Annotated in this window: 2 protein-coding genes and 2 pseudogenes; 3 read left to right on the top strand and 1 reads right to left on the bottom strand. The window is 68.1% G+C overall.

Annotated elements, in window-relative coordinates; genetic code table 11:
* Both ACH4EB_RS38530 and ACH4EB_RS38535 read left to right on the top strand, forming a co-directional pair.
* Window positions 1-87: pseudogene (locus tag ACH4EB_RS38530) on the top strand (IS5/IS1182 family transposase); the annotation flags it as partial.
* A gap of 1,056 nt (window positions 88-1,143) precedes the next feature.
* Window positions 1,144-1,467 (top strand): hypothetical protein, encoded by a 324-nt coding sequence (locus tag ACH4EB_RS38535; protein WP_398353198.1) that lies wholly within the window; start codon window positions 1,144-1,146, stop codon window positions 1,465-1,467.
* 99 nt (window positions 1,468-1,566) lie between these two features.
* On the opposite strand, the pseudogene ACH4EB_RS38540 reads toward ACH4EB_RS38535, so the two are convergent.
* Window positions 1,567-1,764 (bottom strand): annotated as a pseudogene (locus ACH4EB_RS38540) (transposase); the annotation flags it as partial.
* 556 nt (window positions 1,765-2,320) lie between these two features.
* On the opposite strand from ACH4EB_RS38540, the gene ACH4EB_RS38545 reads away from it, so the two are divergent.
* Complete coding sequence (locus ACH4EB_RS38545) at window positions 2,321-3,340, top strand: LPXTG cell wall anchor domain-containing protein (protein WP_398353200.1); 1,020 nt, start codon at window positions 2,321-2,323, stop codon at window positions 3,338-3,340.
* The last annotated feature ends 292 nt before the right edge of the window (window positions 3,341-3,632 follow it).

Genomic DNA, 3,632 nt, shown 5'->3' on the forward strand with positions numbered 1-3,632 from the left:
CGCTGGGAAGCACGCGACGACATGCACAACGCCTTCCTCCAACTCGCTCACTGCATGATCCTCGCCCGCAAGGTCCCAGCTTTCTGAAAGGACCCCTTAGAGTCCTGGCCGTGACGCCTCTCATGATCGATGCAGGTCCGGTTGCACCGACTGCTCAGGTGCCCCGGACCGGTGGGGTGCCTCTGGCGCCGGCCGGCACTCGATGGCGTTGCTGCACTTCGCGCAATGGCCCGATGCCGTTCCTTGCCCAGGTGGACTTGGACGGCCTGAACGATGGGACTGAAGATCGGGGAATCCTCGCCTTGTTCGTCTGCCGGAACGGCTGCCGCCGCGGGGACATCCGCTCGGTCGGCAGCGCACGGCCAAGACCGCCGGGGGGAGCAGTCACTGCCCCCTGCCGCCTGCCGCCTGCCGCACGAACGCGCGGGCGGGCAGCGAACACCCGGCTGGCACACAGCGCGGCCGACCTGGCGGATTGCAGGGGAAATGTCATGGTGGGGCCCTCAGGTGCTGTGGGTTTTCACGTGCGTCGCACCGAGAGCCCGCCGCCGGGCTCACACCTGTCCTAACCTGACGGCGAACGTGGCCCTCAGTCGACGTGTCACGGGCCGCCGGAGGACTCTCATACACACTCCGGCGGCCCCGACGCGTCGGATGAACCGGGGGCGCGGGATGCGCGTTCCGGCGGTTATCGGCGTCGGCCTGTCGTTCGAGGCGCGTATCGGTGAGGGCGGCTAGCCCGTGTGGAGGGGCACGGTCCGTACACAGTTCCGGGAAGTGGAACTGGCGGAGGTGGTGGAGGTCTACTACCGCCGTCCCACCCCCTACCGGGAACGATTCGTCCAGGACGACAACACCACCGACTACGAATCGGAGAATCGGACTGACTGGTGGCCTCCACCGTGCTGGTCATCACCTCGCTGAAGGACATCACCGCGGACTGGGTCATTGCGGAGCTGAACGCGCGGGGTGTACCGGTGGTCCGCCTCGAACGTTAAACGAACGAAGCCCCACCCCTTAGAGACCGTCCGCGAACTTGGCCCGTGGTGTTGGCCGGGGGGGGTGATGCAGCTCGAAGGGCCGGGAGTCGAGTGAAACGAGGCCCTGGGCCGTCAAGCGTAGCTACGCTTGACGGCATGAAGGATGACTGCTCGGAAGGCACGGTCGGCCTCCACACTGGTGCGGGCCGCCGAACCGGTTCTGCAGGTCGTCTCCCTCGCCCTGCGGCGCCTGTGTGAGGGTGGCTTGAACGGCATGCTGGCCTTTGCCGACGCCGTGGCACTCTCCCGGGACGACGCCTTCGTCCTGCCGCACACATCCCAGGACAGGGCCCTCGAAGCAGGCCTGGTGGACGAGAACAGGCACATGGAACGGGGCATCGCGGAAGTAGTCCGCGCCAGCGCCGCAGGCGAGGGCTACGACGTTCAGGTACTCGACCCCGTCACGGGCCAGCCCCCGGCGACATGATCGCCGAGTTTGGCATGCGGCATGGCGGGCCTGACCGGGTTCAGGCACCGCAGCGTTGGGATAGAGCGGGCTTCGGGTGAGGCGGCGGGTCATCAGCGACTTCGCCCAGCCGACGAGGGTTCCCGCGTAGAGGGAATCGGCCCACACGGGGACAAGTTCGGGGTGCATCAACCGGACTCGCGGGAATACTTCGCGGGCCACGCTGTCGTGTACCGAGGCCGGGGTGACCATGACGAACAGCCGCAGTCCGCGCGTGTCGATCACGATGTGCCTCTTCCGGCCCGGCAGTCTTTTGCCCGGCCGGCCTGGGACAGCAGGGGTACCGTAGCGTCTGCATCGGCGGCGTCACCTACTTTTCCTGCGAGATGCCGCTCGGGTCCGTCCTGCCGGACCTCTTCCACGAGGACCACTGGCGGCCCGAGTTCCGCTCCCCCGAGCCGGACTCCACCCGCCACCAGGTCGTTCAGGCCCTGGCCATCGCCGACACCTACCGCGAGAGCCGCTGTACCTGTTCGTCAACGTGTCGGCCACGCACGTCCCCCACGGGCATTACCTCGGCGAGACGAAGGACACCGCCGCCTCCCAGCAGGCCGCCCCCGCCTACGCCGACACCCACCTCGGCCACCTGATCACCATCGTGAGCTCCGCGTCGGATCAGGCAGGGCGCTGGCAGGCCACGCACTGCGGCCGGGCCGGCCTGCGGACGCGTCCGGTGAGCACCGTCACACCGGGCGCGTCCGCTCGGTGCACAACCATTCGATGGGCTCGCCGGTCACATACCTGTTCGCCTACGGGGCCGTACCGCGCATGCCCCACCGTCGGCCGCCAGTCCGGCTCCCCAAGAAAGGTTTCGATGAAGCTCCACCGTGTCCTGGCAACCGCAGTTGTCACGGCCGTCATCAGCCCCCTGACCCTGCTCACGGCCCCCGCCGCGTCTGCGACGGACCAGGCGACGACGCCCAGTGCCACACTCTCCGCGTCGGCCCCGGCCACCGCCTCGCCGACCGGCACCGACGGCACTCACGGCGGTGACAGCGCTGCCGGTGACATGGGCAGTGGCGAGGCCGCCGCCGAGCGGCAGGCCGCTGAGCCGACGCCCACTGCCGCGGCGAAGCCGAGCACCACGCCGTCCCCCACCGAAAACCGCTCCACCTCCTGCTTCCCGATCTTCGATGTAGACCGCGGCAAGACAGGGCTGGCCGGCCTCCCGAGCAAGATCGTCGCCAATTCTGGCTGGCATGAGTTCACCTACCGCGTCACTAACGTCTCCAAGGTTGCGGTGAGGGCGACCGACATCTCCCTCACCCTGGGTACCGCCGACCCGAAACTCAGCGACATCGCCGAACTGGACGTCACAGTGCAGTGGTTCAACCCGACGACACGCACTTGGAAGCCCATCGAAGGCGAGGGTGCCAAGTTCCAGGACAACGACGACTTCGCCACCATCAAGCATCTGAAGCCGGGCGAATACGCGGATGCCAAGCTGCGCATCAAGGCCGGCGGCAAGGCCAAGGCCGGCACGGGATACTTCTTCACCATCGGGTACTCCTACGGCGAGGACGGCCGGTGCGGCTTCGACAACATCAGCCAGTTCGACTTCACCGTCCTGTCCCCACACAGCAAGCCCGGCCCGGTCGACGATGCCAAGGGCAAGCCCGTGGACGGCAAGGGCAGGCCGGACAAGCCGGGCACCGCCGGGAATCAGACGGCGTCGCACGGCGGCCATGACGAGCTCCCGGTCAGCGGCACGCTCGCGGAAACCGGCTCCTCGGACAGGCTGCCGGCCCTTGCCGCCATCGGTGGCGCCGCCGTCCTCACCGGTGCCGGGGCCGTCGTCATCGCACGTCGCCGCAGGACCGGACCCCAGACGTAAGGAGCCGTGCACCCCGCGTCCGCTTCCACCTGGGCTACTCCCACTGCTACAGCGGTAGCGGGCGGTGCCACTGAGGCACTGGTCTCCGCCAACGGGGCCCCGGGCGCCGATGCCCCGGGGCCCCACCGATGAAATGGCCCTTCGCCCTGCACCAGGAGGGCTACGGTGACGTGCTGACCTGGGCCCACCTGCACATCGACCTAGTGACCTGAGTCAGAGATTCGGTGGCAGTAGGCGGCGACTTTGTCGAGGATCTCGTCGGCGGTCTTCGTCCAGACGAAGGGTTTGGGGT

This window comes from Streptomyces sp. NPDC018045, from assembly GCF_044327445.1.
Lineage (GTDB): Bacteria > Actinomycetota > Actinomycetes > Streptomycetales > Streptomycetaceae > Streptomyces.

Bases quoted from the DNA above. Each gene is read 5' to 3' on its own strand.
- ACH4EB_RS38535 (WP_398353198.1), top strand. From the start codon at position 1,144: ATGACTGCTCGGAAGGCACGGTCGGCCTCCACACTGGTGCGGGCCGCC.
- ACH4EB_RS38545 (WP_398353200.1), top strand. From the start codon at position 2,321: ATGAAGCTCCACCGTGTCCTGGCAACCGCAGTTGTCACGGCCGTCATC.